This is a genomic window from Brevundimonas sp. NPDC007368 (assembly GCF_042869015.1).
Classification (GTDB): domain Bacteria; phylum Pseudomonadota; class Alphaproteobacteria; order Caulobacterales; family Caulobacteraceae; genus Brevundimonas.
On the sequence record NZ_JBIAFA010000002.1, the window covers coordinates 355,797 to 381,276 of the forward strand.

Genomic DNA, 25,480 nt, shown 5'->3' on the forward strand with positions numbered 1-25,480 from the left:
GAGGCGTCATGCGCATTACCGGTGCCGACATTCTGGTCGTGGACGACGAGGCGGACATCCGCGAACTGGTCTCAGGCTTGCTGGAGGACGAGGGCCATTCGGTCCGGACGGCCGCCAACTCTGATGAGGCCCTGGCCGCGATCCGGGCGCGCAAGCCGTCGTTGGCCGTGCTCGATATCTGGATGCAGGGCGGCGGTCTGGACGGGCTGGAGCTGCTGGATGTCGTCAAGGAGCTGGATGAGGACCTGCCGGTCGTCATGATCTCAGGCCACGGCAACATCGAAACCGCCGTCAGCGCCTTGAAGCGCGGCGCCTATGACTTCATCGAAAAGCCGTTCAAATCGGATCGCCTGGTGGTCGTAATCGAGCGCGCGCTGGAAGCCGCCGCTCTGAAGCGTGAGAATCGCCGTCTGCGGGCGCAGACGATGGCGCCCACTGGCCTGATTGGGAAATCGGCGGCGGCGCAACTGCTGCGCGGCACCATCGCCAAGGTGGCGCCGGCCAACAGCCGCGTCCTGATTTCGGGCCCGCCCGGCTCGGGCAAGGAGCTCGTGGCGCGTCAGATCCATGACGGCAGCCCCCGCGCCAAGTCCGAGTTCGTCGCCATCTCGGCCGCCGGCATGACCCCGGAACGGCTGGACGTGGAACTGTTCGGCGAAGAGGGCGGCGACGGCCGTCCGCGCAAGATCGGCGTGTTCGAGCGCGCCCACAACGGCACACTCTATCTGGACGACGTCGGCGACATGCCACGTGAGAGCCAGAGCCGTATCCTGCGCGTGTTGGTCGAGCAGCGGTTCCGTCGTGTCGGCGGGGAGCAGGACGTGCAGGTGGACGTCCGCGTGGTCACCTCGACCGCGCGCGATCTGAAGGTCGAGATCGCCGAGGGTCGGTTCCGCGAGGATCTGTTCCACCGCCTGAACGTCGTGCCGATCCGCGTGCCCCCGCTGTCCGAGCGTCGTGAGGACATCGGCGAGCTGATCGAATATTTCGTCGACAACCTGTCGGCCTCGCAGGGGCTGCCGCATCGCCGGATCGCCGACGATGCGCTTGCCGTGCTTCAGGTCCATCCTTGGCCGGGCAACGTCCGCCAACTGCGCAACAACGTCGAGCGCCTCCTGATCCTGGCGACGGGCGATCCGGACGAGCCGATCACGGCCGACATGCTGCCCCAGGAAGTGGCGTCGTCCGGCGGCGCGTCCTCGCTGGGCGCCGACCGCATCATCGCCTTGCCGCTACGTGAGGCGCGCGAAGTGTTCGAGCGGGACTATCTGGCCGCGCAAATCATGCGTTTCGGCGGAAATATCTCGCGCACTGCCGCCTTCATCGGCATGGAAAGATCCGCACTGCACCGCAAACTGAAGTCGCTGGGCGTTTCGCCCGCTCGCGGCGGCGAAGACGAAGAAGGAGAGGGCGCCTGATGTCCAGGATCGCCTACGTCAACGGAACCTATCAGGCCCACAACGGCGCCACGGTTCACATCGAGGATCGCGGCTTCCAGTTCGCCGACGGCGTCTATGAGGTCTGGTCGGTGTTCGATGGCAAGCTGGCCGACTTCGAAGGTCACATGACGCGGCTGGCCCGCAGCCTGACCGAACTCCGCATCCCGATCCCGATGACCGCCCAAGCCCTGGAACGAGTGCTCAAGGAAACCATCCGGCGCAACCGGGTGCGTAACGGCATCGTCTATATTCAGGTCACCCGTGGGACTTCGCCACGCGATCACGGCTTCCCGAAGGACACACCGCCCAGCGTCATCGTCACGTCCAAGACCATCGATCTGGCCAAGGGCGAAGCCCTGGCCGCCAAGGGCGCGGCGGGCGTGACCATGCCTGATATCCGCTGGGGCCGTTGCGACATCAAGACCGTGGGTCTGCTGCCCAACGTCCTGGCCAAGCAGGCTGCGCGCGAGAAGGGCGCCTATGAGTGCCTGATGGTCGATGACATGGGGCTGGTGACTGAAGGCTCGTCCACCAACGCCTGGATCGTCGACGAGAACGGCAAGCTGCGCACTCGTGACACCCAGGCCAACATCCTGCGCGGCATCACCCGCACGGCCATACTGAAGCTGGCCGAGGCCGAGGGCATTGAGCTGGACGAGCGGCCGTTCAGCGTGGACGAGGCTAAGCGGGCCAAGGAGATTTTCGTCACCGCCGCTAGCTCCTTCGTCATGCCGATCATCTCGCTGGACGGATCGAAGATCGCGGACGGCAAGCCGGGCCCGGTCGCGACCCGTCTGCGCGAGGTCTATCTTGAACAGGCGCGTCGCGAGGCTATTTAGGGCGTTGCCGCGACTGCGAAGGCGCGTTTAAGGTTGTGTGCGGGCCGATGAGTCCGCACCGGCCGCCTTGGCCGGCGAAAAAGAACCAAGAACAGGACCAACCTGCCATGTCGCAAGACAAACGCCAGAACCTTCAGGACACCTTCCTCAACAGCGTTCGCAAGACCAAGACCCCGCTGACCATCTTCCTGGTGAACGGCGTCAAGCTGCAGGGCATTGTGACCTGGTTCGACAACTTCTGTGTGCTGCTGCGTCGCGATGGCCAGTCGCAGCTCGTCTACAAGCACGCCATCTCGACCATCATGCCGTCCGCGCCCGTGCAGATGTACGAGCCCGACGCCGAAGAAGACTGATTGACCTCCAAGCTTATCGACCACGCCGTTCCGCTGATCCGGGCGGTCGTCATCCACCCCGACCGCCGCTCGGACAGCCCGCGACTGGCTTCCGAACGCCTTGAGGAAGCCGCGGGCCTGGCCCGCGCGCTGGACTTGGACGTGCGCGCCGAAGAGATCGTGCGTCTGCGCTCGACCGCGCCCGCGACCCTGTTCGGGTCCGGTAAGGTCGAGGAACTGGCCGCCCTGGTCCGCGCCGCCGACGCCGAGGCCGTCGTCGTCGACGACGACCTGTCCCCTGTGCAGCAGCGCAATCTTGAAAAGGCGTGGGAGGTGAAGGTCATCGACCGCACCGGCCTGATCCTGGAAATCTTCGGACGCCGTGCGCGGACGAAGGAAGGTCGGCTGCAGGTCGAACTGGCGCGGCTGGATTACGAACGCTCGCGCCTGGTCCGTACCTGGACCCACCTCGAGCGCCAGCGCGGCGGCACCGGCTCGACCGGCGGTCCGGGGGAAACCCAGATCGAGCTGGACCGGCGCCTGATCGCCGACCGGATCGTGAGGCTGAAGGCCGAGCTGGAAGAAGTGCGCCGCACGCGCGGTCTGCACCGCAAGGCGCGCAAGAAGGTGCCTTTCCCGTCGGTGGCTCTCGTCGGCTACACCAACGCAGGCAAATCCACCCTGTTTAACCGGCTTACCGGCTCCGAGGTCTTCGCCAAGGACCTGCTGTTCGCCACCCTCGACACCACCCAGCGCACCATTCGGCTGCCGCAGGGGCGGCCGGCCATCATTGCCGATACCGTGGGCTTCATCTCCGACCTGCCGCACGAGCTGGTCGAGAGCTTCCGCGCCACGTTGGAAGAGGTGGGTGAAGCCGACCTGATCCTGCACGTCCGCGACATCGCCTCGCCCGACAGCGACGCCCAGGCCAAGGACGTCGAGGCCGTGCTGGAGCAAATCCCCACGCCGGAGGGCAAGACACGCCGCATCCTCGAGGTCTGGAACAAGATCGACCTGCTGGACGCCGACGTGCGCGAAGCAGTGCTGGGGCAGGCCGAACGTCTGGCGCGCGAGGGCAAGGCGGTCGCCGTCTCGGCCTGGACCGGGGAGGGCATCGACGCTCTACGCGACGCCATCGCGGGCTTGATTGACGATGATCCCGAGACCCGCCTGACGCTGGAGCCGCAGCAGGGCGAGGCCCTGGCCTGGCTCTATGAGAATGGTCGCGTCACCTTCCGCGACACCGACGAGCAGGGGCGGACTCATCTGGTCGTGCGCCTGCACCCGGCGGCGCTCGGGCGGCTGGAACGCCTCTACCCGGACATTATCGACTGAGCCCATGCACCTGATCGAGACCATCCTGTTCCTGTTGCTGGCCGTGGTGCTGTCAGGCTGGGTGGCGCGGATCACGCGGATCGCCCTGCCGTTGGTGCAGATCGGCCTGGGGGCGGCGGTCGTCCTGATCACCGGCGAAGCTGTCGATCTGAAACCGGACATCTTCTTCTTGCTGTTCCTGCCACCCTTGTTGTTCGTGGACGGATGGCGCATCCCGAAGGAGGCGCTGCGTCGGGATCGGGCGGTGATCCTGGAGCTGGCGCTGGGCCTGGTGGTCTTCACCGTGGTGGGGCTGGGCTTTCTGATCCACTGGATGATCCCGGCCATGCCGCTGGCTGTGGCCTTTGCCCTGGCGGCCATCCTGTCGCCGACCGATCCCATCGCCGTTTCGGCGATCGCGGCGCGCGCGCCGATTCCGAAGCGGCTGATGCATATCCTGGAGGGCGAGTCGCTGCTGAACGATGCGACGGGTCTGACCTGCATGCGGATCGCCGTCATTGCGGCCACGACCGGAGCTTTTTCCTTGGCCAGCGCGGTCGGAACCTTCGCCTGGCTGGCGGTGGCGGGCATTGCCGTAGGCGTCGCGGTCACCCTGGCGATCGGCCTGATCAAGGGCTGGATCAGCCGTCGTTGGGGCGAGGACGTCGGCGGTCAAATCCTGATCAGCCTGCTGATGCCTTTCGCCGCCTACCTGGCGGCCGAAGCCGTCCACGCCTCGGGCATTCTGGCGGCGGTCGCCGCCGGCGTGACCATGAGCTTCACCGAGCGACAGGGCTCGGCCATGGCGGCGACCCGGATCCGTCGCGCCGTCGTCTGGGACACGGTGCAGTTCGTCGCCAACGGCCTGATCTTCGTCATCCTGGGCGAGCAGATGCCGTCGATCATGGCGCGCGCGGCCGAGGTCATCCAGTCGACCCAGCACAAGGAAATCTGGTGGCTGGCGGTCTATGTCTTCGCCATCGTGGCGGCGCTGGCGGCCCTGCGCTTCGTCTGGGTGTGGACTTCGCTGAAGCTGACCCTGTTCCGCAAGCGCGGCAAGAACGCCCCCCCCAAGGTCGGCTGGCGCTTGGTGGCGGTTATGTCCCTGGCGGGGGTGCGTGGCGCGATCACCCTGGCGGGCATCCTGACCCTACCCTTCGTGCTGGGCGACGGCTCGCCCATGCCGGCGCGCAATCTGGCGATCTTTCTGGCGGCGGGCGTGATCATTGTCTCCCTCGTCCTTGCGACCGTCGCCCTGCCGCGCCTGCTCAAGGGTGTCGAACTCCCGCCGGAGCCGTCGCACCTGGAAGAAGAAGACCGCTCGCGCGTCGCCGCCGCCTCGGCCGCCATGCGGGCTATCGAGGATACCCAGCACGCCATGGCCGAGGGCAAGAGCAATCCTGATCTCTACGCCGAGACAGCAGCCCGGTTGATGGAAGTCTATCGCTATCGCATCGAGACACGGACCCATGCCGAGGGCGACGATGTGATGCTGACGCGCAGGGCGGACGAGATTGAGCGCCAGCTGCGATTGGCCGGTCTGGCCGCCGAGCGCGCCGAACTGGTGCGGCTGGGCCGGATGCGACTGGTCGACGAAGAGACCGCAAGAAAGCTGATCCGCGAGGTCGACCTGCAGGAACTGCGCTACGTCTGAGGCTTCTCAGCCGCCTTGGCGGCGTCCCAAAGCGCGTCCATCTCTGCCAGGTCGGACTGTTCCGGCGTACGGCCGTCCTTGGCCAGTTCTGCCTCGATGAAGCCGAAACGACGGACGAACTTGGCGTTGGCGGCGCGCAGGGCGTCCTCGGGCTCCAGTTCCAGCTTGCGGGCCAGGTTGGCGACGACGAACAACAGGTCGCCCAGTTCCTCGCGCGCCTTGTCCTTGTCGCCGGCGGCGATCTCGACGCGCAACTCCTCGACCTCTTCGGCCAGCTTGTCGAAGACCTCGTCGGTCGATGGCCAGTCGAAGCCGACGCGGCCTGCCCGCTTGGTCAGCTTGGCGGCGCGAGTGAGGGCGGGCAGGCCGACGGGTACATCGTCCAGAACGCCGTGTTGTTCCTTGGCCTTGCGCTCGGCGGCCTTGATGTCCTCCCACCGCGCCTTCTGGGCCGAGCCGTCGGGCTTGGCGGCCTCCTCGCCGAAGACGTGCGGGTGGCGACGGACCAGCTTGTCGGCCATGGCCTCGGCCACGTCGTCGAAGGCGAAATGTCCGGCTTCCTCGGCCATGCGGGCGTGGAAGACGACCTGGAACAGCAGGTCGCCCAGTTCGACCTTCAACTCCTCCATGTCGGCGCGCTCGATGGCGTCGGCGACCTCGTAGGCCTCCTCGATCGTATAGGGGGCGATGGTCGCGAAGGTCTGCTCGACGTCCCAGGGGCAACCGCCGTTCGGATCGCGCAAGCGAACCATGATCTCTTTCAGGCGGTCGACGGAGTGGGTCATTCAGGCGGTCCCGGCGTCGCGCAGCGCAAGCGCCTCGCGGATTTCATCATGCCGCTGGGGCGTCAGGGGGTAGCCCTTCAACACCCATGCGGTTGCGGCCAATAGCAGGCCGGGCACGGCGATGAACAGGACTTGCAGGATCAGCAGCGAGAACTCGCTGTTGCCCTCGGGCCCGGGTAGTGCCTTGAACCCCACCAGGGGCAGCAGGGCGTAGGGTAGCAGGGCGAAGACGTGGCCCAGCTTGGTCGTCGCCGACAGGATGGAGAACATCAGGCCGGTGCGGTCCACGCCCGTTTCCAGTCGCACCTCGTCGCCGGCGTCGGCCATCATGGCGCGCAGCAGGAACAGACCCGCCGCATAGGGCAGACCAGCGATGAACATGGCGGTCGCCGTCAGGGCGAAGTTGCCGCCGGGAACCAGGGTCGCGCCGACATAGAAGACCGCGAAGATCAGGCTGGCGGCGGCCAAGGCCTTGTCCTTGCCGATCTTGGTCGCCAGCCAGGCCCAGATTGGCGCGCCAACCAGACCGGCCATGAAGTAGATCAGCATGAAGAGCGACGCTTGGGTGTGGTCGTAGCCCTTGATCTGACCGAAGAAGAAGAACAGCAGCGAGCCGGTGATGCCCGGCGCAATGCCCAGAAGCAGGTCGGCGATCAGCAGCTTGCGCACCGTCTTCATCTTGAACAGGGCCAAATAAGCCCCTGGCCCGCCATGCGGCGGCGCGCCGGCGTTGACCGGTTCCGGCACGGCGATCATGGCCAGGCCGATGGTGACGGGCAGGGCGATCAGGATGGCCCAGCCCATGATCCGCACGCCGTCGGCGTAGTTCCCGATGCCCGTCTTAACCACCACGGTCGGCAGGATCAGGATCAGGATGACGCCGATGATGTTGAACACCTGCCACCAGCCATAGACGCGGCTGCGCTGGTCATATTGGGGTGCCAGAACCGCCGCCCAGCCAAGCTGGCTCAGCGTACCGATCGAGAAGCCGAGGTAGAGCACCAGCAGCCAGGCGAACAGATAGGCGGGGCCCGCGCCGGGCTGGACCAGGACGAACATCATCAGCGCCGACAGCATCAGGATCGGCGTCGAGACCGCCATCCACGGGCGATAGCGGCCGAAAGCCGTCTTGGTCTTGTCCATGCCCCAGCCGATGAAGGGGTCGAACAGGATGTCGATCACCCGCACCGCCATGAAGACGGCGGCGACCATGCCCATCTCCATGCCGACATGGGTGGCGTAGAACTCCGGCAGCGTGACGGGCAGGGCCACGCCAAAGGCCGCCAGCGGCAGGCAGGGACCGGAAAAAGCGGCCAGAACGGCGTTGGAACGACGTGGGGCGTCAGCAGCGGAGACAGATGACATCGGGCGTCCGGGATGAGCGGCCTTGAGTCGGCCGCAGCTTCACCATGCCGGTTTTCCGCGAACAGGCGAAGACGGCCTTGCAGTCGAGCGCGACCTGAGGCCTGCTAACGTCATGTCAGTGCGAATTGCGATCCTAGCGGCGGCCTTCTTCGCGGTTCTCGGCGGGGCAGGTGCAGCCAAGGCCGACGCCCAGATCTGCGACCGGCCGACCAATGCATGGGACGGCGCAGCCCAGGCCAACGGGATTTCGCTCTATACCCTGGAATGGTCGCCGTTCGGATCAGCGGAATGGGGCTGGGAAACCTATACGCCCCTGATCCAGCGCGAGATCGGCACGCCGTGCGATCCCGCGTCGCCGGCCTTCGCCGAGGCCTTGGCGGGGTTTCAGGCGCGCTATGGCCTGATGGTGACGGGGCAGTTCGACCAGGCGACCTTTCAGGTGTTCCGCGGCCTGTGGCAGGAGCGCCGCCCCTTCGTCATGGCGCGGGTGAGGGGAGAATGTCCTGAGCCGCCGCCGAATATCATGCTGGCCTATCTTGATCCCGCCGAAGAACACGCACAGCGCATGACCCGGCTGCTGCGCCGCGACGTGCTGGACGCCTATCGCCGCATGGCGGCCGCCGCCCGCGCCGAGGTTCCGGCTATCGCCGCTGATCCGGAGCTGATGCAGATCTTCTCAGGTTTCCGCGATCCGGAAGCGGACGCCGCCCGTTGCGCCGCGCAGGGCAATTGCGATGGCGTGCGCCGCGCCGCCTGTTCGCCACATCGCACGGGAACCGCGATCGACATTCATGTCGGCCATGTCGCCGGCATGGGCGTGGATTCGACCGATCCCATGAGCCGCCGCCACATGGCCCAGGGGCCGGCCTATCGCTGGCTGGTGGCCAACGCCGCCCGTTTCGGTTTCACGCCCTATGTGTTCGAGCCTTGGCATTGGGAATGGACAGGCAATGATACGGCCGCTGGCGGACGGTGAGGCGGCGCTGGCGCGCGAGGTTTTTGGCGCGGCGCTGCGGCTGAACGACATTCGTTTCCTGGGTTCGCCCTGGCCCTTTGATCGGGCCTTCGTGCCGGGGCTTTGGTTCGGGCGCGACTGGATCGTCTGGCCCAAGAAGACGCTGGAGCCCGACCTGTCGCGCGCGCCGCTGCGGACCCAGGCGGTCTTTATCCACGAACTTGTCCATGTATGGCAGGCTCAGAACGGGCTGAACCTGCTGCTGAACAAGCTCAGGGCGGGGGACGGACCTGCCGCCTACGCCTACCCGCTGGACGATCTGTGCGACTGGAGCGGTCTGAACATCGAGCAGCAGGCCATGGTGGTGGAGCACCGCTTCATCCTGTCGCGAGGGGGGCGGGCGCCGGCCAGTCAGGCTTTCTACGACCGCGTCTGCCCCTTGGCCCGGCGCATGGAAATTTGACGATCGGGACTTGCGGCGCTGCAACATCTCGCTAAATCAGGAACTGATGCAGTTGCTTTTGTGTCAGTCAGATTTAGCGGAGCGTTCGATGCCCAAGATTCTCGTCCTTTACCATTCGACCTATGGCCACATCGAGCAGATGGCTGAAGCCGTCGCCGAGGGCGCGCGCCGGGTGGACGGGGCAGTGGCGGACGTCAAGCGCGTTCCCGAAACGGTCCCGACCGAACTGGCTCAGAAGTCGGGCTACAAGCTGGATCAGGCCGCGCCGATCGCCACGGTCGATGACCTAGTCGACTACGACGCCATCATCATCGGCGCGGGCACGCGCTTCGGCACCGCCGCTTCGCAGATGCGCGCCTTCCTGGATCAGACCGGCGGCCTGTGGTTCACTGGCAAGCTGATCGGCAAGGTCGGCGGCGCCTTCACCGCCTCGGCGACCCAGCACGGCGGTCAGGAGACCACCTTCAGCGGCCTGCATAACTTCTTCCTGCACCAGGGCATGGTCGTCGCCGGCTTGCCCTACGGCTTCCAGGGGCAGATGAACATGGACGAGATCACCGGCGGTTCGCCCTACGGCGCCACCACCCTGACCAAGGGCGACGGCTCGCGCATGCCCAGCGACAACGAACTGGACGGCGCCCGTTATCAGGGTCAGCATATCGCTGAGATCGCCAAGAAGCTGCACGGTTAAGATCATGCGCCAGCCCGCTATCTTCTTTGGTCACGGCTCTCCGATGAACGCCCTGGGAGGTCCCTACGCGGACGCCTGGCGCGCGCTGGGAGAGGAGATCGGCAAGCCCAAGGGCGTCGTCATGGTCTCGGCCCACTGGGAGACGCGCGGGCTGGGCGTGACGGCGCAGGAGCGGCCGGAAACCATCCATGATTTCGGAGGCTTTCCGGAGGAACTTCACGCCATGCAGTATCCCGCGCCCGGTTCGCCTTCGCTGGCGGACCGGGTGGCGGAACTGACCGGTGCGCAAAGGACGACGCAATGGGGGCTGGATCACGGGACTTGGTCAGTCCTGGCCCATGTCTGGCCCGAAGCCGACGTGCCGATCGTGCAGCTGTCGCTGGACCGCACCATCGACGCGCGGGGCCACTATGAGTTGGCAAGGAAGCTGCGCCCGCTTCGGGATGAAGGCGTCCTGATCGCCGGCTCCGGCGACTTCGTGCACAATCTGCGGACGTGGAAGCGGGCGGGCGGCGAGCCCTATGACTGGGCGATCGACTTCAACGAGGCGGTCAAGCGCGCCTTCGTTGCGGGCGATCACGACGCCCTGATCGACTGGGTGCATCTGGCTGAACAGGCGCAGTTCAGCGTGCCGACCGACGAGCATTATCTGCCGTTGCTCTATGTGGCCGCCCAGCAGGCGCCGGGCGAGGGTGTGAGCTTCTTTAATGACGTCATCGAGGGCGGTTCGATTTCGATGACCGGCGCCCGGATCGGCTGATCCAGGCGCCGTCTGGGGTCGTCAGCGGCGGCGGCCGCCACGCATCATGCTGTCCAGCGCGATCGGGCCGGGACCAGCGAAGAACAGGTAGAGGAAGACGAAGCAATAAAGCGCGGCCAACTCGCCCCCGTTGTTGATCGGATAGGGGCTCTGCGGCGCATGCACCATCCAGTAGGCCACGGCGGTGAAGCCGGACAGGATGAAGGCGGTCGGGCGCGTGAACAGACCCAGCACGATCAGGACGCCGCCGACCAACTCTATCGGGCCGGACCAGCCGGCGAGCGTGGACAGGCTGGACACGTCGAACGCACCGCCGTTTCCTCCGGGCGGAAAGCCCAGGATCTTCTGCGCGCCATGCTGAAGCAGCAGCAAACCGGCGACGATCCTCAGAACGCTCTGAAAACGCGGGGCCCAACCCGAAATGGACGCTGCACTCGCCATATGTCTTTCCTCCCGATGGCGCACGACCGCCGGTTCCGCAAACCGGATCGACGCAAGGCGCAAAGGCGGAGGTTAGGCGAAGTCGCGGGCTCTGCAAGCCGTCCCGATCAGCCGGCCTTCAACGCATCCTCGACCAGCTTCTGGATGGCGACATAGTCGGTCTTGCCTGTGCCCAGGACCGGAATGACGTCCAGCTTGATGATCTTCTTCGGCACCGCCAGTTCAGGCGCGCCGTTTTCGCGCGCCCACTCCGAAAGGCGCGCGGATTCGGCGCCGGCGTGGTCGGTGACCAGGATCAAACGCTCGCCCTTCTTGCTGTCGGGCACGGAAACCGCCGCGTGGCGATGCTCGGGCCAGACGGCGCCGGCCATATCCTCGACCGCGAGCAGGGAGACCATTTCGCCGCCGACCTTGGCGAAGCGCTTCACCCGGCCGAGGATGGTGATGTAGCCCTCGGGGTCGATGTCGACGATATCGCCGGTGTCGTGCCAACCGTCCGCCAGAGGTTCGATGCCTTCGGGGTCGCTCGGCGAGATATAGCCGGCCATGACGTTGGGGCCGCGCAGATACAGGCGGCCACCGCCTTCGATACCCTCGACCTTGTCCAGGCGGTATTCCATGCCCGGCATGATTTGACCGACCGTGCCGGGGCGGTTGCGGTCGGGATGATTCACGGCGACCACGGGAGCGGCTTCGGTCGCCCCATAGCCTTCCAGCAGGGTCAGGCCGCCGAACTTGGCGTTGAAGGCGGCGCGGGTTTCCTCGCGCACCTTCTCGGCGCCGGCCACGGCGAACTTCAACGTGGCGAAGTCGCCTGGCTCGGCTACGCGGGCGTACTGGTTCAGGAAGGTGTCAGTCGCGAACAGGATCGAGGCCTTCACCTGGGGCAGCAGGTCGGTGATCTGCTTGGCGTGCAGGGGCGAAGGATATTCAAACGCCTTCATCCCTTGCAGCAGCGGCAGGATGACCCCGCCGGTCAGGCCGAAGCAGTGGAAGGTCGGCAGCGGGTTGAACATGACCCACTCGGGCTTCAGGTCGATGTGGGCCGCGACCTGACGGGCGTTGGCGACCAGATTGCGCTGGCTGAGAACCACGCCCTTGGGGGCGCCGAAGCTGCCCGAGGTGAACAGGACCACGCCCGGCGAATCCGGATCGGTCTTCACGCGGAAGCGGCGCGGGGCCATGCCTGCGCTCAGGCCATACAGCTTGTCGGCCAGACCGATGGTCTTGCGCACGTCGTCCAGCCAGATGATCTCGGCGACCTCGCCGAGCGTCTCCATCAGGTCGTCCAGCTTGGCCTGGGTGACGAAGCGCTTGGCCGACAGGATCTTGCTGACGCCCGCCGTCTTCAGCGCCGCCTTCAGATTGGCCTCGCCCGAGGTGAAGTTCAGCATGACCGGCACGCGGCCGAAAGCGTGCAGGCCGAAGAAGGTGACGACCACGCCCGCGCTGGACGGCAGCAGGACGCCGACGCGCTCGCCCGGCTTCGTCATGGCCGCGATCTTGCGTCCCAGCACGAAGGCGGCGCGGATCAGGCCGGTGTAGGTCAGGGGGTGACGATCCTGATCTTCCAGGATCTCCTTGTCGCCATAGCGGGCGCGCGCATCAATCAGCGCGTCGAACAGGGATTCATCATAGACCTTGGGGTCCAGGGCTGCCCGCAGCAAGCACGTCCTCCTTCGGAGAGCTCTCGGCGGCCCTCTCGGTTACAAGAGGCCGGAACCTAGTGACGTAAGGTCGCCTTGAAAAGATGCGTAACGTCGCGTGAACGTCGCATCTCCATCACTGAAACCGTCTGTGGCTTGCCATCGGCGGTCGGAAAGCCGACATACCGCCCTTCTGCACAGGAGCCAGACCGCCGGCTATGGTCACGCTGATCGATACCCTGACGAAGAAGCCTTCCGAGCTGCGTCACCCGGAGAAACAGAACCGCCCGGAATCGGCGGTGCTGAAGAAGCCTGACTGGCTGCGCGTAAAGGCACCCGGTTCGGGCCAATATAATGCGACCAAGGATATCGTTCGCTCCAAGGGGCTGGTGACGGTCTGCGAGGAAGCGGCCTGCCCGAACATCGGCGAGTGCTGGAGCCAGAAGCACGCCACGCTCATGATCATGGGCGACACCTGCACGCGGGCCTGCGCCTTCTGCAACGTCAAGACGGGCCTGCCGCAGCCGCTGGACCCGGAAGAGCCCGCCAAGGTCGGTCTGGCCGTCCAGCAGATGGGCCTGAAACACGTGGTCATCACTTCGGTGGACCGCGACGACATGGCCGACGGCGGCGCCGCCCACTTCGCCGAAGTGGTGCGCCAGATCCGTTTGCAGGCGCCGAACACCACCATCGAAATTCTGACGCCCGACTTCCTGCGCAAGGACGGCGCGGCCGAGGTCATGATCGACGCCACGCCCGACGTCTTCAATCACAACCTCGAGACGGTTCCGCGCCTCTATCTGAAGATCCGCCCCGGCGCCCGCTACTTCCATTCCCTGCGCCTGCTGCAGATGGTCAAGGAGCGCGACCCGAACCAGTTCACCAAGTCCGGCATCATGGTCGGCCTGGGCGAGACCAAGGAAGAGGTCATGCAGGTGATGGACGACATGCGCTCTGCCGGCGTCGACTTCATCACCATCGGCCAGTACCTGCAGCCGACGCGCAAGCACGCCGCCATCGACCGCTTCGTCACGCCGGAAGAGTTCAAGGCCTATGAGGCCATTGCGCGCGCCAAGGGCTTCCTGATGGTGTCGTCGTCGCCGCTGACGCGTTCGTCGCACCACGCAGGCGACGACTTCGCCCGCCTGAAGGCCGCGCGTCAGGCGCAGGCAGGCCGTTCGGCCCGCTAAGCCCTGAATGGCGGTCCATCGCGTAACGCGCATTCTTCCCTATGCGCCCGAAGATCTGGCCAACCTGGTCGCGGGCGTCGAGGCCTATCCGGAGTTCGTGCCGTGGATCACCTCCATGCGCGTCTGGAACAAGCGAGACGAGGCGCTCGGCGTTCGTCTGCTGGACGCCGAGGCTGGCGTGGGGTTCGCCTTCCTGAGCGAGCGGTTCTCGACCTGGGTCCGGCATGACATCCACGCGCCCAAGGTAGAGGTCGGCCTGATCCGCGGGCCGTTCAAGCACCTCAAGAATCGCTGGGAGTTTCACCCGCACCCCGAGGGGACGCGGCTGGAGTTCTTCATCGACTTCGCCTTCAAGTCGCGCATGCTGGACATGATGCTGCAGGCGAACTTCGACCGGGCGGTCGATAAGCTGATCCAGTGTTTCGAGGGCCGCGCCAAGGCCTTGTACGGCAAGAGGTAGAACCATGGCCGCGCCTTTCGACTTCGATGCGACGGTCGTGGGCGCGGGGGCTGTGGGGCTGGCCTGCGGGCGGGCGCTGGCGAAGCGCGGTCTGTCGGTGCTTGTGCTCGAAAAAGAGCCGCACATCGGTCAGGGCGTGTCCTCACGCAATTCCGAGGTCATCCATGGCGGGCTCTATTATCCGACCGGCTCGCTGAAGGCGAAGTTCTGCGTCGAGGGACGGCGCGCCCTCTATGACTTTCTGAGCAGCCACAAGATCGACCACTGGAAGTGCGGCAAGCTGGTCGTGGCGACGGAGGAGGCTGAGGTCGCGCGTATCGAGGCCATCTTCCAGCAGGCGACAACCAATGGCGTCGAGGGGCTGGAGCACCTGACCGGCGCCCAGGCGCGGGCGCTGGAGCCGGAGTTAAACGCTCACGCCGCCATCCTGTCGCCCGAGAGCGGCGTCTTCGCGAGCCACGACTACATGCTGGCCCTGCAAGGCGAGATCGAGGACGCGGGCGGCTCGGTCGTAGTCTCCACGCCGTTCGAGCGAGCCGAGCCCCTGCCGGACGGCGGTTTCAGGATCACGGCGGGCGGCCCGGATTCGGGAGAGGGCGGGGCGGTGCTGACGTCCCGGCTGCTGGTCACCGCGCCCGGCCTGTCGGCCCAGAGCGTGGCGGCAAGCATCGACGGCTATCCGGCTGTCGATATCCCGGCGCGGCATCTGGGCAAGGGCGTCTATTTCCGCCTGACGGGCCCAGCGCCGTTCAACCGCCTGATCTATCCGCCGCCGATCCACGGGGCGTTGGGCACCCATTATCGCAAGGATCTTGGCGGGCAGGGGGTGTTCGGCCCGGACCTGACCTACGTGGAGGCCGAGGACTATTCCGTCGATCCGGCCAAGGCTGAGGCGTTCGCGCTCTATATCCGACGCTTCTGGCCGGGCGTGACGGTCGAGCGCCTGACGCCCGACTACGCCGGCATCCGGCCCAAGATTCACGGACCGGACGAGCCGCAGCCCGATTTCCAACTGCATGGGCGAGAGCATCACGGCATCGACGGCCTGATGGCTCTGTTCGGCATCGAGAGCCCAGGTCTGACCAGTTCGCTGGCGATTGGCGAGACTGTAGCCGAGGCATTGACCAAGGCCTGACGCCCGTCTTCGGCTAGCCGCCTAGTCGAACGCGCACAAGGGGATCGACACCAGGCTGAACGGCAGAACGGGATCACCAGACCCCCGACGGTTCAACTGACTGTTGGCTACAATCAGACGGTCGCTCCGGACGGCGACAGTTGCGGGCCAGGCCAACTCCGTCGGCTTGATACGTTTCGCTTCGACAGTTCTGGACAGGTCATCGGACAGATCCAGGGCCACCACCTCGCCGGCGGACTGACGCACGAGGAACAGCCGCTGGCCGACCAGGGCCAGGCCGTCGCCGCCGTCCAGCGCCGACGTGCCTGAGTCGATAGCCGCCACCTCGCGCGTCTGCGTGTCGATCCGGAACAGCCGCCCCGTCTTCATCAGAACCACGATCAGGTAGCGGCCGTCCGGTGTGGCGACGATGCCGTTCAGATTCGGCTCCTCGCCGTATTCCAGCGCCGTGCCTTCGAACGACAGCCAGGGCTCCAGAGCAGCGTCCGCGAGCGAATCACGCCCACGCGCCACAGCACCGGACGCAAGGTATCTGTGAAGTAGGCAGCGTCCGCCGTCAGGGCGACGTCATTGATCAGCCAGGCGCCGGCAGGCGTGGTGAAGCGGGCCAGTCGCTGGCCGGTGGCTATATCGACGACATGCATCGAGCCGGTTCGCGCTCCGGCGACCCACAGGCGGCCCTGTCCGTCAGCTTTGAGGCCTAGCGCCATTGAGACGGGCTTGGCGATTTGCGAATCACCCATGCCGAGCGGATCGCCAATTCGAACGGCGGCGCCGGTGTCGGGATCGACGCGGAAGACCACGCCCGTGTTGGCGCTGTTGGTGTAGATGGCCCCAGTCGTCGGATCGACCGTGACGCCCTCTGGATAGGCGGCGGCGTCAGGAAGCGGCAGGACCTTCACGCCGGATTGCGTAAACCCGGGCGTGGAAGCCAGCAGGGCGGCTGCAGCAACGCTCGCAGCCAAGGTGGTCGTCCAGAATTTGCGCATGTCGTCCTCCCGTGACATCGGTGTCAGAACCTTGGCGCAGACGGCTTTGGATCGCCACCCTGACATGCTTGGCTGATTGTCGCGGCATGACTTGAAATCGAGAACGTCTTCATGCATAAGCCCGCCCTCGCGTGGCGGCTCTTATCGGGGGGCCGACACTGTATGTTTTCGCGTCTTCACGGCGCACCGACTTAGAGATTGAGACGGACATGGCCGTTCCGAAGCGCAAAGTATCCCCCTCGCGTCGCAACATGCGTCGTGCTCACGACGCCCTGGGCGCCAACTCCTATGTGGAAGACAAGGACACCGGCGAACTGCGCCGTCCGCACCACATCGACCTGAAGACCGGCATGTACAAGGGCCGTCAGGTCATGACCCCGAAGGAAGACTAAGGTCTTCATTTCGGCGCCGGCTTCGACCGGACGATAGAATTTAGCGGCGCGCGATGACATCGCGCGCCGTTTTCGTGCGTTGTACGCGGTGAAGCTGAACCATTGGAGCCTTCCGCATGATCCGCAAAGCCGTCCTCAGTACCGTCGCTGTGTTGGCGCTGACCGCCTGCAATGCACCCGAGGCCGCCAAGACGCCTGAGGTGAAGGCTTCTGACGTCGTCACTCCATCGGCGCCAGCCGACGCGGCCTCCGCTGTCGTGCTGACCCCGCTGGGCTATGGGCCATTGAAGATCGGCATGACCCAGGCCGAGGTGGACGCTGCCTTCGGCCCGCCGCCCGCCAACGCCGCCGAGGCCGCACCGTCGGAATGCCGCTATTATCATCCGCCCCGCGCACCTGAGGGCTTGCTGGTCATGGTTGAGAATGGCGTCCTGACGCGGCTGACAGCCACGAAGGACTCTGCCGTAAAGACCGAGGATGGCGTCGGCGTCGGCGATGACGGCGAGCAAGTGAAGGCCCGTTACGGCGTCACTGCCACCGTTACGCCGCACAAGTATCAGGGCGCGCCGTCGGCCTATGTCACCCTCTGGCCAGGCAAGCCTCAACTGCAGGGCGCCTATGTCACCGATCCGACGGCGCGGGGGCTGGTGTACGAGATTGGTGACGACGGCAAGGTGGCCTTTATCCACGCGGGCGGCCCCAGCATCCAGAACGTCGAAGGCTGCAGCTAAGGCTGAACTCAGGGAAGGCGCGTCGCCCGGTGGCGATTCGGCGACGGCTGGTCTAAACCGACCGTCACACTTTCCCTCTCCTGACAGAGCGCCTGCCTCATGACCGACATCGCCGACATCGTCGCCCGCCAGATCATCGACAGCCGGGGCAACCCGACGGTCGAAGTCGACGTGACCCTGGAAGACGGCAGCTTCGGCCGCGCCGCCGTGCCGTCTGGCGCCTCGACGGGCGCGCACGAAGCCGTCGAGCTGCGTGACGGCGACATGGACATGTGGGGCGGCAAGGGCGTCCAGAAGGCGGTCGACGCCGTCAACGGCGAGATCTTCGACGCCCTGTCCGGCATGGACGCTGAAGACCAGCGCCGGCTGGATGAAGCCCTGATCGAACTGGACGGCACCGAGAACAAGGGTCGTCTGGGCGCCAACGCCATCCTGGGCGTGTCGCTGGCTGCGGCCAAGGCCAGCGCCATCAGCTCGAACCTGCCGCTGCACCGCTACATCGGCGGCGTTTCGGCCCGCATCCTGCCGACCCCGATGATGAACATCATCAACGGCGGCGCCCACGCTGATAACCCGATCGACATTCAGGAATTCATGATCCTGCCGACCGGCGCCGACAGCTTCTCGGACGCCCTGCGCATGGGGGCTGAGATCTTCCACGCTCTGAAGAAGGCGCTGAAGGACGCGGGCCATAACACCAACGTTGGCGACGAGGGCGGCTTCGCGCCGAACCTGGCCTCGGCCGAAGAGGCCCTGGCCTTCATCACCAAGGCGGGTCAGGCGGCCGGCTATCTGGCCGGCGAGGATTTCCATCTGGGCCTCGACGTCGCCTCGACCGAGTTCTTCAAGAACGGCAAGTACAACCTGACGGGCGAGGGCAAGTCCTTCGACGCCGACGGCATGGTCGGCTATCTGGCCGATCTGGTTGAGCGCTTCCCGATCGTCTCGATCGAGGACGGCTGCGCCGAGGACGACTTTGACGGCTGGAAGCTGCTGACGGACCGTCTGGGCGACCGCGTTCAGCTGGTCGGCGATGACTTGTTCGTGACCAACCCGCGCCGTCTGGCTGCGGGCATCGGTGAAGGCCTGGCCAACTCCATCCTGATCAAGGTCAACCAGATCGGCACCCTGTCCGAGACCCTGGACGCCGTCGATATGGCCCACCGCGCCGGCTACACCTCGGTGATGAGCCACCGCTCGGGTGAAACCGAAGACTCCACCATCGCCGACCTGGCCGTCGCCACCAACTGCGGTCAGATCAAGACCGGCTCGCTGGCCCGCTCGGACCGTACGGCCAAATACAACCAACTGCTGCGCATCGAAGAGATGCTGGGCGACCAAGCCGCCTATTTCGGCGACGGCATGCTGCTCAAGTAAGCCTTCTCAGAAAGAAGTACGCGACGCCGTCTCCGACCTCGGAGGCGGCGTTCGCAATTGCGGCCAAGCTACGGTTCGTTAGGCATTTTCGGTCACCATCGGGAAACTGTGTTCACGCTCAGAAGGAGCGTCCGTCGTGCCTGAGCAGATGAAGCCCTATCTTCCGTCCGCCTTCCTGCTGTTCCTGATCGTCTATCTGGGCGTTCAGGCCCTGACCGGGCAGCGCGGCTTGCTGAGCGGCGGCGAGCGGGACGCCCTTCTCGCCAAACGCGAGGCCCAACTGGCCCACCTGACCGAGCAGCGCCGCGATCTGGAAGTTCGCGTGCGTTATTTGCGGACCGAGAGTCTTTCTAAGGACCTGCTGGAAGAGCGGGCGAGGGCGGTGCTCGGCTTTGCCGATCCGCGCGACTACGTAGTTCGCCTGAGCGCGCCCGTCGCGCACAACTCTGACGCGATCCAAACCTCCTGAACTATTGTTACAGCTTGAGCGGCTCGCTTTGCGTTTCGGGAACGAAGGCTGCTAAAGCCCCTTTCCGTAACGATAAGAGTCCCTGAAAGCAGGGGCGCAGCCGGGAGATGCCGGATGGCGAAAGCCGCCGCTCAGAAATCCTCGTCCAGCGCGGACGACACCAAGATTCCGAACACGCCTCAGGCTTCGAAAGAAGACCTGCTGCGCTTCTATCGCGAGATGGTCCTGATCCGCCGCTTCGAGGAGCGCGCGGGCCAGCTTTACGGCATGGGCCTGATCGGCGGCTTCTGCCACCTCTACATCGGCCAGGAAGCCGTGGCGGTGGGTGTCCAGGAGAGCGTCAAGCAAGGCCACGACAAGATCATCACCGGCTACCGCGACCACGGTCATATGCTGGCTGCGGGCATGGACCCGAACGCCGTCATGGCCGAGTTGACCGGTCGTATCGGCGGCTCGTCCAAGGGCAAGGGCGGGTCGATGCACATGTTCGACGTGCCGACCGGCTTCTACGGCGGTCACGGCATCGTCGGCGCCCAGGTGGCGCTGGGTACGGGCCTGGCCTTCGCCGGTAAGTACCGCGGCGACGACTCGGTGGCCTTCGTCTACTTCGGTGACGGCGCCTCGAACCAGGGTCAGGTCTACGAAAGCTTCAACATGGCCCAGCTGTGGAAGCTGCCGGCCATCTACATCATCGAGAACAACCAGTACGCCATGGGCACGAGCATCGAGCGCTCGTCGTCCACGACCGAGCTGTTCATGCGCGGCGCCAGCTTCGGCATCCCAGGCGAGCAGGTCGACGGCATGGACGTCCTGGCCGTGCGTGACGCTACCGCCCGCGCCGTGGCCCGCGCCCGTGCAGGTGAAGGTCCGTACATCCTGGAAGTGAAGACCTACCGCTATCGCGGCCACTCCATGTCGGACCCGGCCAAGTACCGCACCAAGGAAGAGGTCGATGAGGTCAAGAAGACCCGCGACCCGATCGACCATCTGAAGATGCTGCTCGCCGCCGCCAAGGCGACCGAGGAAGAGCTGAAGGCCATCGACAACGAGGTGAAAGCCATCGTCGCCGAAGCCGTGCAGTTCGCACAGGAAAGCCCTGAGCCGGATCCGTCCGAGCTCTATACTGACGTCTACGTGGAGGCCTGATCCGTGACCGACATTCTGATGCCGGCGCTGTCCCCCACGATGGAAGAGGGCACGCTGACCAAATGGCACATCAAGGCGGGCGACACCGTGTCGGCCGGCCAGGTGATCGCTGAGATCGAAACCGACAAGGCCACGATGGAAGTCGAAGCCGTCGATGAAGGCGAAGTGCTGGAAATCCTGGTGCCGGAAGGCTCCGAGAACGTGAAGGTCAACACGCCGATCGCGCGGCTGGCTGGCGAAGACAGCGCCCCCGCGCCCGCAGCCAAGGCTGATGCGGCCCCGGTCGCTCAGGCTGCTCCGGCGGCCGCTGCTGTTTCGGCTGCCCCCAAGACGGAACTGCGCGATCCGGAAATCCCGGCTGACGCCAAGCTGGTCAAGACGACCATCCGCGACGCCCTTCGCGACGCCATGGCCGAAGAAATGCGCCGCGACGACCGCGTCTTCCTGATGGGCGAGGAAGTCGCCCAGTACCAGGGCGCATACAAGGTCAGCCGCGACCTGCTGCAGGAATTCGGCGACCAGCGCGTGATCGACACCCCGATCACCGAGCACGGCTTCGCCGGCCTCGGCGTCGGCGCGGCCATGGCGGGGCTGAAGCCCATCGTCGAGTTCATGACGTGGAACTTCGGCATGCAGGCCATCGACCACGTGATCAACTCGGCCGCCAAGACCCTTTACATGTCGGGCGGTCAGATCCGCGCGGATATCGTCTTCCGCGGTCCCAACGGCGCGGCCAGCCGCGTCGGCGCGCAGCACAGCCAGGACTATTCGGCCTGGTACGCGCAGGTTCCCGGACTGAAGGTCATCGCGCCGTATGACGCCGCTGACGCCAAGGGGCTGCTGAAGGCCGCCATCCGCGATCCGAACCCCATCGTCTTCCTCGAACACGAGATGATGTACGGCATCGAGTTCGACGTGCCGGAAGTCGAGGACTACGTCGTGCCGATCGGCAAGGCCAAGGTTCGCCGTGAAGGCACGGACGTCACCATCACGGCCCACAGCCGCATGGTCGGCTTCGCCCTGCAGGCCGCTGAAAAGCTGGCCGAGGAAGGTATCTCGGCCGAGGTCGTGGACCTGCGCACCCTGCGTCCGCTTGACCACGAGACCATCGTCGAAAGCGTCAAGAAGACCAACCGCCTGGTCTCGGCCGAAGAGGGCTGGGGGCCGATGGGCGTCGGCGCCGAGGTCGTGGCCCGCGTGATCGAACACGCCTTCGACTACCTGGACGCTCCGCCGCTGCGCGTGCACCAGGAAGACGTGCCGCTGCCTTACGCCGCCAATCTGGAAGCCCTGTCACTGCCGGGCGTGGACAAGATTGTCGCCGCCGTGAAGCAGGTGATGGCGTGAGCGAAGCGTCCGAGTTCATGCTGACGACGCCGGAAAGCGTCGCTGCTGATCCGCAGGCTATCGAAATCCTGCGGATGTGGTGGTCGAACAACGAACCGGTCATGTCCGTGAAGCCCGCCTTCGAGGACCCGATCAAGTTCGGCGAGCTGCTGGCCTATGCTGCTCGCCACATGGCGCACGGTTACGCCGTGCGTCACGGCCACAACGAGCGCGAAGCCTACAATCGCATCCTTCAGGGTCTGTCCCAGGTCGTGAAGGCCGACAATGTGCAGACCGTGGCCGAGCCTGTTGCTGCGCCGAAGGGGAATGCCTGATGACTGACATTCTGATGCCCGCCCTGTCGCCCACGATGGAAGAGGGCGTTCTGGCCAAGTGGCACGTCAAGGTCGGGGACGTCGTCTCCGCCGGCGACGTCATCGCCGAGATCGAGACCGACAAGGCCACGATGGAAGTCGAGGCCGTGGATGAAGGCGAAGTCACCGACATCCTGGTCGCCGAAGGCACCGAAGGCGTGAAGGTCAACACGCCGATCGCCCGTCTGAAGGATGAAGGCGGCGCGGTGGCCCCCAAGGCAGCCGCCAAGGCGGAAGAGGCGCCCAAGGCTGCGGCGGTTGCGGCCGAGGCCCCCAAGGCCGCGGCGCCGGCCGCCCCGGCTCCCGCTGCGCCGAAGTCGGACAGCGGCGAGCGTATCTTTGCTTCGCCCCTGGCGCGTCGCATCGCCGCCCAGAACGGCGTCGACCTGAAGTCGATCAAGGGCACCGGCCCGCACGGCCGCATCGTCAAGCGTGACGTTGAAGGCGCTCCGAAGGGCGCGGCTCAGCCCGCAACCTCGACGGCGACCGCCGCCGCGACCTCGGGCATCGCCCCGCGTCAGGTCCAGTCTCTGGCCCAGATGGGCATTCCGGACGGCAGCTACGACCTGATCCCGCTGGACGGCATGAAGAAGGCCGTGGCGCGTCGCATGGTCGACAGCATCCAGAACGTCCCGCACTTCCCGCTGTTCATCGACTGCGAGATCGACCAGCTGATGGCTGTTCGCGCCAAGGTGAACAAGATGCTGGAGCCGCAGGGCATCAAGGTCTCGGTCAATGACTTCGTCATCAAGGCCGCTGCCCTGGCGCTGAAGATGGTGCCGGAGGCGAATGCCTCCTACACCCCTGAAGGCATCGCCATGCACCACAACGCCGACGTCTCGATGGCGGTGGCGATCGACGGCGGTCTGATCACCCCGATCATCAAGAAGGCCGAGACCAAGGGCCTGGCGCAGATCGCGACCGAGTCCAAGGACCTGGCCAAGCGCGCCCGCGAACGCAAGCTGAAGCCCGAAGAGTTCCAGGGCGGCACCTTCTCGGTGTCCAACCTGGGGATGTTCGGCATCAAGCAGTTCACCTCGATCATCAATGAGCCGCAGGGCTGCATCATGAGCGTAGGCGCGGGCGAGCAACGTCCGGTCGTCAAGGACGGCCAGATCGTGCCGGCCACGGTCATGACCGTGACCCTGACCTGCGATCACCGGGTGGTCGACGGCGCGACGGGCGCTCGCTTCCTGCAGGCGTTCAAGCCGCTGATCGAAGATCCCGTGGCGATGCTGGCCTAGGGGGAGGGTGAAGTCATGACCTCGGTTTATGACTTCTCCGCCCGCGCCATCGACGGCACGGATGTGGCGCTGGACCGCTTTCGCGGTCAGGCGCTGCTGATCGTCAACACGGCGTCAAAGTGCGGCTTCACCGGTCAGTATGACGGGCTGGAGAAACTGCACCGCGACTTCGCCGACGCGCCGTTCCAGGTGCTGGGCTTTCCCTGCAACCAGTTCGGCGACCAGGAGCCGGGCAGGGCGGCGGAGATCGCCGCCTTCTGCGCCACCAGTTTTGACGTCACCTTCCCCCTGTTCGACAAGGTGGAGGTCAACGGACCGGACCGGCATCCGCTCTATGCCTGGTTGACCCGGCAGAAGCGCGGCTTCCTGGGCTCACAGAACATCAAGTGGAACTTCACCAAGTTCCTGACCGACCGCGAAGGCCGCGTCGTTGCGCGCTATTCGCCTCAGACTGAACCCGCGGCCATCAAGGCCGACATCGAGAAGTTGATCTGATCATGGCTGCTGAATTCGATCTCGTCGTCATCGGTTCGGGCCCCGGCGGTTACGTCGCGGCGATCCGCGCCAGCCAGCTGGGCCTGAAGGTCGCCATCGTGGAGCGCGAGAATTTGGGCGGCATCTGCCTGAACTGGGGCTGCATCCCGACCAAGGCCCTGCTGAAGTCGGGCGAGAAGTTCGAGAGCCTGAGCCACCTGAAGGAATACGGCCTGTCGGCATCCGGCGCCTCCTTCGACTTCGACGCCATCATCCAGCGCTCGCGCGGGGTCGCGGCGACGATGAACAAGGGCATCGGCTTCCTGATGAAGAAGAACAAGATCGAGGTGATCGAGGGCTCGGCCACGCTCGAGAAAGGCGCTGCGGCTCCCAAGGTCGTCGTCGCTCTGAAGGCCGGCGGCACGCGCGCTATTGAAGCCAAGACCGTCATGCTGGCCGTCGGCGCCCGCGCCCGCGCCCTGCCGCAGATCGGTCTGGAAGCCGACGGCGACAAGATCTGGGCCTATCGCGACGCCCTGGCCCCCAAGAAGCTGCCCAAGACCTTCGTCGTCATCGGCTCGGGCGCCATCGGCATCGAGTTCGCCAGCTTCTATCGCGCCCTGGGCGCCGAAGTGACCGTGGTGGAAGCGGTCGATCGCATCATGCCGGTCGAGGACGAAGAGGTCTCCAAGGCCGCTCAGAAGTCCTTCGAGAAGCGCGGCATCAAGTTCAAGGTCGGCGCCAAGGTGACCAAGGTCTCCAAGGATTCCAAAGGCGTGAAGGTCGATATTGAAGTGAACGGCAAGGCCGAGACCCTTGAGGCCGAGGTCTGCATCTCGGCGGTCGGCATCACCGCCAACACCGACGGCATCGGCCTTGAGGCGCTGGGCGTCGAACTGGACCGCGGCCACATCAAGACGGACAGCCACTGCCAGACCAACGTCAAAGGCCTGTACGCCATCGGCGACTGCGCCGGCGCGCCCTGGCTGGCGCACAAGGCATCGCACGAAGGCATCCACGCCGCCGAACACATCGCCGCATACAAGACGCCGAACGTCCATTCGCCCATCGCCGGCTGCACCTACGCCCAGCCTCAGGTCGCCTCGGTCGGCGTCACCGAGCAGGGCGCGCGCGCCGAGAAGCGCGAGGTCAAGATCGGCCGCTTCCCGTTCCGCGTGAACGGCAAGGCCGTGGCGGCAGGCGAAATCGACGGCTTCGTCAAGGTGATCTTCGACGCCAAGACCGGCGCCCTGATCGGCGCCCACATGATCGGCCACGAAGTCACGGAGATGATCCAGGGCTACGTCACCGCCATCACCATGGAAGCGACCGAGGAAGACATCCACGGCATCGTCTATCCGCACCCGACCATGTCCGAGGCCATGCACGAAGCGGCCCTCGACGCCTACGGACGCGTGCTCCACATCTGATCCGGTTGTTAGAAAATCTGAACTGTGGCTAAGAGGGTCGCCCTCTTCTCCACGGTTCG

General features: G+C 65.6%; 28 protein-coding genes. 22 read left to right on the forward strand and 6 right to left on the reverse strand.

The window, feature by feature from the left end:
- Window positions 1–8 precede the first annotated feature (8 nt).
- The 5 genes from ACFYLW_RS05405 (at window position 9) to ACFYLW_RS05425 (ending at window position 5,578) form a co-directional block, all read left to right on the forward strand.
- The gene (locus ACFYLW_RS05405; protein WP_292082738.1) at window positions 9–1,418 is read left to right on the forward strand and encodes a sigma-54 dependent transcriptional regulator; all 1,410 of its coding nucleotides are present in this window, start codon (window positions 9–11) and stop codon (window positions 1,416–1,418) included.
- Window positions 1,418–2,278, forward strand: a complete 861-nt coding sequence (locus ACFYLW_RS05410) for a D-amino-acid transaminase (protein ID WP_292082739.1) — start codon at window positions 1,418–1,420, stop codon at window positions 2,276–2,278. Before ACFYLW_RS05405 ends, ACFYLW_RS05410 begins: the two co-directional genes overlap by 1 nt.
- Before the next feature lie 107 nt (window positions 2,279–2,385).
- Window positions 2,386–2,631, forward strand: coding sequence for an RNA chaperone Hfq (gene hfq, locus ACFYLW_RS05415; protein ID WP_105563529.1), 246 nt, complete (start codon window positions 2,386–2,388; stop codon window positions 2,629–2,631).
- Window positions 2,632–3,945 carry a GTPase HflX gene (hflX, locus tag ACFYLW_RS05420; RefSeq protein ID WP_312062783.1) on the forward strand — a complete coding sequence of 438 codons (1,314 nt, stop codon included), beginning with the start codon at window positions 2,632–2,634 and terminating at the stop codon, window positions 3,943–3,945.
- A gap of 4 nt (window positions 3,946–3,949) precedes the next feature.
- The gene (locus ACFYLW_RS05425) at window positions 3,950–5,578 is read left to right on the forward strand and encodes a Na+/H+ antiporter (RefSeq protein ID WP_312062785.1); all 1,629 of its coding nucleotides are present in this window, start codon (window positions 3,950–3,952) and stop codon (window positions 5,576–5,578) included.
- Here the strand turns inward: ACFYLW_RS05425 and mazG are convergent.
- Together mazG and ACFYLW_RS05435 are read right to left on the reverse strand one after the other, a co-directional pair.
- On the reverse strand, window positions 5,569–6,363 hold the full coding sequence (gene mazG, locus ACFYLW_RS05430) for a nucleoside triphosphate pyrophosphohydrolase (protein WP_312062787.1): 795 nt from the start codon (window positions 6,361–6,363) through the stop codon (window positions 5,569–5,571). The two genes, ACFYLW_RS05425 and mazG, sit on opposite strands and share 10 nt — an antisense overlap.
- Window positions 6,364–7,728 (reverse strand): MFS transporter, encoded by a 1,365-nt coding sequence (locus tag ACFYLW_RS05435; RefSeq protein WP_312062789.1) that lies wholly within the window; start codon window positions 7,726–7,728, stop codon window positions 6,364–6,366. It lies immediately after the preceding gene.
- Between the two features lie 112 nt (window positions 7,729–7,840).
- Here ACFYLW_RS05435 and ACFYLW_RS05440 point away from each other — a divergent pair, with 112 nt between their 5' ends.
- The 4 genes from ACFYLW_RS05440 (at window position 7,841) to ygiD (ending at window position 10,597) form a co-directional block, all read left to right on the forward strand.
- Entirely contained in the window at window positions 7,841–8,704 is an 864-nt protein-coding gene (locus ACFYLW_RS05440) for a D-alanyl-D-alanine carboxypeptidase family protein (RefSeq protein WP_292082746.1), read from the forward strand.
- Window positions 8,679–9,146: a hypothetical protein gene (locus ACFYLW_RS05445; RefSeq protein ID WP_312062792.1), complete on the forward strand. Its 468-nt coding sequence runs from the start codon at window positions 8,679–8,681 to the stop codon at window positions 9,144–9,146. The genes ACFYLW_RS05440 and ACFYLW_RS05445 overlap by 26 nt, the downstream gene beginning before the upstream one ends.
- 88 nt (window positions 9,147–9,234) lie before the next feature.
- Window positions 9,235–9,837, forward strand: coding sequence for an NAD(P)H:quinone oxidoreductase (gene wrbA, locus ACFYLW_RS05450; protein WP_312062793.1), 603 nt, complete (start codon window positions 9,235–9,237; stop codon window positions 9,835–9,837).
- A 4-nt stretch (window positions 9,838–9,841) separates the two neighbouring features.
- A complete protein-coding gene (ygiD, locus tag ACFYLW_RS05455) occupies window positions 9,842–10,597 on the forward strand; it encodes a 4,5-DOPA dioxygenase extradiol (protein ID WP_312062795.1) in 756 nt (251 codons plus the stop codon).
- Window positions 10,598–10,618: 21 nt separating this feature from the next.
- On the opposite strand, the gene ACFYLW_RS05460 is transcribed toward ygiD, so the two are convergent.
- Both ACFYLW_RS05460 and ACFYLW_RS05465 read right to left on the reverse strand, forming a co-directional pair.
- Window positions 10,619–11,038 carry a DoxX family protein gene (locus tag ACFYLW_RS05460; protein WP_312062797.1) on the reverse strand — a complete coding sequence of 140 codons (420 nt, stop codon included), beginning with the start codon at window positions 11,036–11,038 and terminating at the stop codon, window positions 10,619–10,621.
- A gap of 107 nt (window positions 11,039–11,145) precedes the next feature.
- Entirely contained in the window at window positions 11,146–12,702 is a 1,557-nt protein-coding gene (locus ACFYLW_RS05465; protein WP_390182933.1) for an AMP-binding protein, read from the reverse strand.
- Between the two features lie 200 nt (window positions 12,703–12,902).
- Between ACFYLW_RS05465 and lipA the strand changes: the two genes are divergently transcribed.
- From lipA to ACFYLW_RS05480, 3 genes are read left to right on the forward strand one after another with little or no spacing between them, the layout of a single operon-like run.
- Window positions 12,903–13,874, forward strand: coding sequence for a lipoyl synthase (gene lipA, locus ACFYLW_RS05470; protein WP_312062800.1), 972 nt, complete (start codon window positions 12,903–12,905; stop codon window positions 13,872–13,874).
- A gap of 7 nt (window positions 13,875–13,881) precedes the next feature.
- Window positions 13,882–14,334 (forward strand): type II toxin-antitoxin system RatA family toxin, encoded by a 453-nt coding sequence (locus ACFYLW_RS05475; protein WP_292082753.1) that lies wholly within the window; start codon window positions 13,882–13,884, stop codon window positions 14,332–14,334.
- A gap of 4 nt (window positions 14,335–14,338) precedes the next feature.
- The gene (locus tag ACFYLW_RS05480; RefSeq protein WP_312062803.1) at window positions 14,339–15,469 is read left to right on the forward strand and encodes an NAD(P)/FAD-dependent oxidoreductase; all 1,131 of its coding nucleotides are present in this window, start codon (window positions 14,339–14,341) and stop codon (window positions 15,467–15,469) included.
- A 21-nt stretch (window positions 15,470–15,490) separates the two neighbouring features.
- Here ACFYLW_RS05480 and ACFYLW_RS05485 read toward each other — a convergent pair whose 3' ends face one another.
- Together ACFYLW_RS05485 and ACFYLW_RS05490 are read right to left on the reverse strand one after the other, a co-directional pair.
- On the reverse strand, window positions 15,491–15,982 hold the full coding sequence (locus ACFYLW_RS05485; protein WP_312062804.1) for a hypothetical protein: 492 nt from the start codon (window positions 15,980–15,982) through the stop codon (window positions 15,491–15,493).
- Entirely contained in the window at window positions 15,886–16,575 is a 690-nt protein-coding gene (locus ACFYLW_RS05490; RefSeq protein ID WP_312062805.1) for a hypothetical protein, read from the reverse strand. The genes ACFYLW_RS05485 and ACFYLW_RS05490 overlap by 97 nt, the downstream gene beginning before the upstream one ends.
- A 92-nt stretch (window positions 16,576–16,667) precedes the next feature.
- Here ACFYLW_RS05490 and rpmF point away from each other — a divergent pair, with 92 nt between their 5' ends.
- From rpmF to lpdA, 10 genes are all read left to right on the forward strand, one after another.
- Window positions 16,668–16,850, forward strand: a complete 183-nt coding sequence (gene rpmF / locus ACFYLW_RS05495) for a 50S ribosomal protein L32 (RefSeq protein WP_292082756.1) — start codon at window positions 16,668–16,670, stop codon at window positions 16,848–16,850.
- A gap of 116 nt (window positions 16,851–16,966) precedes the next feature.
- Window positions 16,967–17,581 carry a hypothetical protein gene (locus ACFYLW_RS05500; protein WP_312062807.1) on the forward strand — a complete coding sequence of 205 codons (615 nt, stop codon included), beginning with the start codon at window positions 16,967–16,969 and terminating at the stop codon, window positions 17,579–17,581.
- 99 nt (window positions 17,582–17,680) lie between these two features.
- The gene (gene eno, locus ACFYLW_RS05505) at window positions 17,681–18,958 is read left to right on the forward strand and encodes a phosphopyruvate hydratase (RefSeq protein ID WP_292082758.1); all 1,278 of its coding nucleotides are present in this window, start codon (window positions 17,681–17,683) and stop codon (window positions 18,956–18,958) included.
- Between the two features lie 148 nt (window positions 18,959–19,106).
- On the forward strand, window positions 19,107–19,427 hold the full coding sequence (locus ACFYLW_RS05510) for a septum formation initiator family protein (RefSeq protein WP_390182934.1): 321 nt from the start codon (window positions 19,107–19,109) through the stop codon (window positions 19,425–19,427).
- A gap of 114 nt (window positions 19,428–19,541) precedes the next feature.
- Window positions 19,542–20,573 (forward strand): pyruvate dehydrogenase (acetyl-transferring) E1 component subunit alpha, encoded by a 1,032-nt coding sequence (gene pdhA / locus ACFYLW_RS05515; protein WP_292082760.1) that lies wholly within the window; start codon window positions 19,542–19,544, stop codon window positions 20,571–20,573.
- A 3-nt stretch (window positions 20,574–20,576) separates the two neighbouring features.
- Window positions 20,577–21,920, forward strand: a complete 1,344-nt coding sequence (locus ACFYLW_RS05520; protein WP_292082761.1) for a pyruvate dehydrogenase complex E1 component subunit beta — start codon at window positions 20,577–20,579, stop codon at window positions 21,918–21,920.
- Window positions 21,917–22,234: a DUF5076 domain-containing protein gene (locus ACFYLW_RS05525; protein ID WP_312062809.1), complete on the forward strand. Its 318-nt coding sequence runs from the start codon at window positions 21,917–21,919 to the stop codon at window positions 22,232–22,234. Before ACFYLW_RS05520 ends, ACFYLW_RS05525 begins: the two co-directional genes overlap by 4 nt.
- Complete coding sequence (locus ACFYLW_RS05530) at window positions 22,234–23,517, forward strand: pyruvate dehydrogenase complex dihydrolipoamide acetyltransferase (RefSeq protein ID WP_292082763.1); 1,284 nt, start codon at window positions 22,234–22,236, stop codon at window positions 23,515–23,517. The genes ACFYLW_RS05525 and ACFYLW_RS05530 overlap by 1 nt, the downstream gene beginning before the upstream one ends.
- A gap of 15 nt (window positions 23,518–23,532) precedes the next feature.
- On the forward strand, window positions 23,533–24,012 hold the full coding sequence (locus tag ACFYLW_RS05535; RefSeq protein ID WP_312062810.1) for a glutathione peroxidase: 480 nt from the start codon (window positions 23,533–23,535) through the stop codon (window positions 24,010–24,012).
- A gap of 2 nt (window positions 24,013–24,014) precedes the next feature.
- Window positions 24,015–25,421: a dihydrolipoyl dehydrogenase gene (lpdA, locus tag ACFYLW_RS05540; protein WP_312062811.1), complete on the forward strand. Its 1,407-nt coding sequence runs from the start codon at window positions 24,015–24,017 to the stop codon at window positions 25,419–25,421.
- Window positions 25,422–25,480 lie beyond the last annotated feature (59 nt).